Annotated in this window: 4 protein-coding genes; all 4 read left to right on the forward strand. The window is 59.3% G+C overall.

Going from position 1 to position 3,862, the window contains the following annotated elements; genetic code table 11:
- Positions 1 to 367: 367 nt before the first annotated feature.
- The 4 genes from OW493_RS17080 to OW493_RS17095 all read left to right on the forward strand — a co-directional run bounded on the left by OW493_RS17080 (position 368) and on the right by OW493_RS17095 (position 3,826).
- Complete coding sequence (locus OW493_RS17080) at positions 368 to 1,801, forward strand: hypothetical protein (protein ID WP_289864976.1); 1,434 nt, start codon at positions 368 to 370, stop codon at positions 1,799 to 1,801.
- 656 nt (positions 1,802 to 2,457) lie between these two features.
- The gene (locus OW493_RS17085) at positions 2,458 to 2,625 is read left to right on the forward strand and encodes a hypothetical protein (protein WP_289864977.1); all 168 of its coding nucleotides are present in this window, start codon (positions 2,458 to 2,460) and stop codon (positions 2,623 to 2,625) included.
- Positions 2,622 to 3,416 carry a hypothetical protein gene (locus OW493_RS17090; protein WP_289864978.1) on the forward strand — a complete coding sequence of 265 codons (795 nt, stop codon included), beginning with the start codon at positions 2,622 to 2,624 and terminating at the stop codon, positions 3,414 to 3,416. The genes OW493_RS17085 and OW493_RS17090 overlap by 4 nt, the downstream gene beginning before the upstream one ends.
- A complete protein-coding gene (locus OW493_RS17095; RefSeq protein ID WP_289864979.1) occupies positions 3,416 to 3,826 on the forward strand; it encodes a DUF5681 domain-containing protein in 411 nt (136 codons plus the stop codon). Before OW493_RS17090 ends, OW493_RS17095 begins: the two co-directional genes overlap by 1 nt.
- Positions 3,827 to 3,862: the final 36 nt, after the last annotated feature.

A 3,862-nucleotide genomic window follows, 5' to 3' on the forward strand; every position in this document is an offset into this window, starting at 1 on the left:
GCACCAATGACGGCCAGGCGAAGGGGGATAGACGGGGACTGGTGGGCGTGTCGCCACGGTAATACGCATCACGCGAGATGCAGCGGTTGGCACTAATGAAGAGTGGGGTTAAGCTAGTCAGGTTCCGCTGAGTTGCGGGCACAAAAAAAGCCGCCCGGGCAAGGCGGCTTCTTTAAAAGCAAAGGCGTTGACGCGCCTCCACTGAATCTCGATTGCTACGAGGAGCTGACAGCATTGTACCACTGCACAGCTATATCACACAGGGCTGCAACCCTAGGTGATTTGAGAAGTGTATACCACTATCGGTAGTCACTTCCAGCCTGTTGCGGTTCCGGAATGATCGCTGTTGGCTCCCTATGGAGTCAGCATGACCGCCAGTACCAAACGCACGGCATCAAGCCGCGCCCTGCACCATCCGGCATCACTGCGCCTGCACATCGAGGCAATCTGCCCCGAATACGCTGCGCTCCCCATCAAGAAACGCGCTCGCCTGGCTGGCATCCTTCAGTCGGCAATGTTCCGTCAGCATCGGCACAAGCTCGATGACTCCCTGCAAGTCCTGCACCACGAAATGCTACGCGCTTCGTTTGGTTCGGGGGGATTCGCTCGCCTGAATGACGTGCTTGGATGGTTTGCCGTTGAGATCCTTCCCAGTAACGCCCGCCACACCGCCGCAGGATGGCGTCTAACAGACGTTGGGCAATCCATACTCGATAGCTACCTTAGTGCAGTGCATGGCGCTGGTGTGGGCCGTATGGAAGACCATGACGGCAAGCCTGTTCGCTCCCCCCGATCTGCTATCGCATCGAACACAGTAACCGGCTCCAAGTCGCGTTTCCGTGGCTGCTCCATGTTGGCCGCCGTGGACGTGGATGGCGACGCGCTTGAGGCACTTTCCCAAGCCGCTGAGGCGTTTTTAGACGGCAAGCCGTGCCCTGCTGGCAGTGAACGCGACTTCGCCGCATGGAAGGCCATTGCAGCGGATACCGGCACGAAGGGTGGTATTCACAAGGCCCGCGCCCGCGCTGAGCTGGTGCGCCGTCAGTCCCGCTACATGCTTGAGGCTGCCCGCCAATCCGGCGTGGCTGGCTTCGTGCTGCCGCTGGTGTACATCGAGGCTACATCCGGTCGCCTGTACTCCGAGGGCAACCCGAGCATCCAGGGCGCTTGCCGTGAGGTGAAACATGCCGCCCTGAATGGGTGCCACGAATACGACCTTGAGAACGCCCATTACCAGATACTGCGCCAGATGGCCCCAGAATGCCGCCTGCCAGCCGTCGATACCTACCTGAGCAACAAGTCAGCCACACGTCAGGCAATCGCTGACGAAGCCCGTGTGACCATCAAGCAGGCCAAGACGGTCATTATCTCGCTGATTTATGGCGCCGAGCTGAAGCCGTTCAAAGGGTGCGCCATCGCTGACGAAGTAGGCGTGGCTGCTGCTGCCCGTATCTGTGCCAGTCCAACCATGCGGGCGCTGAATGCTGACGTGACTGCTGCACGTGCCGCCATTGTCGAGAAGTTCTCAGGCGACCATCGCAAGGGTGGCGTCGTGGTGAATACGGCAGGCCGAGAGCTGACATTGGGCTCAAAGGTGAAGGACCGACACATCCTGGCTCACATCCTTCAGGGGGCCGAGAGCGAGTGTCTACGTGCCTGCATGGACGTTGCAGGCGGTGCGCTGGTGCTACCCCAGCATGACGGCTTCGCGTCCCGTGTGGGCCTCGATATGGGCAAGCTAAGCAATGCGATCCGCCTACGCACCGGCTTCGATCTGGAGCTATCCCACGAAGTTCTCTGAGGGGTAACGACCAGTTAAGCAATTCGCTGAGATGCACGGTTGGCGTGGGCTATAGCACGATTGGAGGTGAATCTGTGCCGCTTAGGACAGGAATGCGATCGCTGGGCTTGAATCTTATTCTTTCATTCCTTACTGCTGACCTTCATTGCACCATGCCTGCATACATCATCGCGTCACAACTGTGGTGAATTTCGTTTCGTTGGTTGCCTATGCACCATTACTCGATTTCTTCGCCTAGTCTGATTCTCGGTCGCTGTCCGGACACTGGAATGTCCCGTTCTCGAGTCGCCTTCCTTCACTGGATCGCGGCTCGATTGCGTTCTGATGGCCCGATAATTTCGCCGTGCCGGTGCCCAACTCCTCCGTTCCGAGGATCTGCACCTGTGGCGTACATTCATGTATCCCACTGATTTTATTCATGGAAGGCAGCATTGAACAATTTTGCGCCGTCCTCCTTTCCCCCAAGCCTGGGGAAAACCGGCACGTTGTAGTGGCGGCCTTTCACGCCGTCGGCGGGGAAGTCTACCGCCAAACTCTTTCCGCCAATGGCAATGAAGTGCGCATTATCAACCGTCCTGTATATACCCGCCTTATCCCATCTCATGTATAATTGGTTATATGCTTAGATCAATTGGTTATATTGAGAGGTGACGGACATGAGTGGAGCAGGACGCCCCAAGGGCAGCAAGCAAGCGGCACCAACAAAGGCTGAGAAGCGCCAGTACCTGATGACACTGCGGGAGAAGGCCATGCGCGGCGACACCGCTGCCATCACTGCACTGCTGGCCTGTTCACCACGCAGCGAACAGGAGGCCCGTTCATGAGCCACTTCGACGAAAGCAAGAACCCCGAGACCCCGCGTTATCAGTGGACAAAGGCGCGTGGTTACGAGCCGATCCAAGACGCGAATGCAGTGAAACCGCTCCCCGAGTACACCATTCCTGACGCCATCCACGGCGGGCATGTGACGGCGATGGCTGAGGAGGCTGGACTGGCTGACGACTTCGTTCTGCGCAACGTGGCCGCGAAGATGGATAGCTGGCGTGATTCACTGAGCAAGGTGAAGGCTGTCCGAGAGAATCCGAGCATCCACAAGACACAGGCCGCGAACCTGGCTGACCTTTCCAAGCTGGCTGACAGCGCCATGAGTGGCATCAGCAAGCAGTACGACCACCTGCGCGACCAGATTGCTGCCCGTACCGCCGAGCTGGACGTTGAAGCCGTGCAGTCCTTGGGCCTGACCAGTCGCGGGCATGATGCTGAGATCCGCACCACCCTGCGCGAAATGAACGCCAAGCAGCGGGACAAGGTTATCTCTGACGCTATCGACTCGGGTGACGGCGAAGTGTTGCAAGCCATCCTTGGCGGCGCTGCCGTTACCGTGGGTGCCACTGCTGAACAACAGGCCATCTGGAAGACGCGGGCACTGCTGAAACACGCTCCCCACGTCGATAAGCAGAAACGCGCCTTGGCTGAAGCTCAGAAGTCTATCGAGGCCGCGCTATCCAATGCGTACGAAAGCCAGCCGACGCTGAAGGCATCCAAGGTTGCCGAGAGCTATGCAGGGCAGGATGCAGCGGCACAAGCGGCGCTCGCGGCTGCGGGGATGCGCTGATGACAGCCCGCACCACTGGTGGACGCTTCGCCAAAGGTCAGTCGGGCAATCCGGCTGGCAGACCCAAGTCCCGCACAACCGAGCTGAAGGCTGCGCTGTCCGAACACGGCGCGGCTGTGGCTGAAGTCGTGGTAGCTAAAGCCCTCGAAGGCGATATGACTGCTGCCGGTCTGGTGCTGTCCCGTCTGACCCCTACCGTGAAGCCCTCCAGTGCCCCCGTACGCCTCGATATGCCCAAGGACGCCTCATTGGCTGACCAGGCTGAAGCGTGGCTCACAGCGGCTGCTGAGGGCCGTGTACCGGCTGACGTGGCAAGCATGATGGTGTCGGCACTGGCCGGTGCTGCTCGGGTCGCTGAGGTGACTGACCTGGCTGAACGCATCGAGGCGCTTGAGGAGTCAACGCGATGAGGCTGGCTAACCGGCTTGAGCGTTTGGAGAAGGCCC

The sequence above is a fragment of the Cobetia sp. 14N.309.X.WAT.E.A4 genome, assembly GCF_030397495.1.
GTDB lineage: Bacteria > Pseudomonadota > Gammaproteobacteria > Pseudomonadales > Halomonadaceae > Cobetia > Cobetia marina.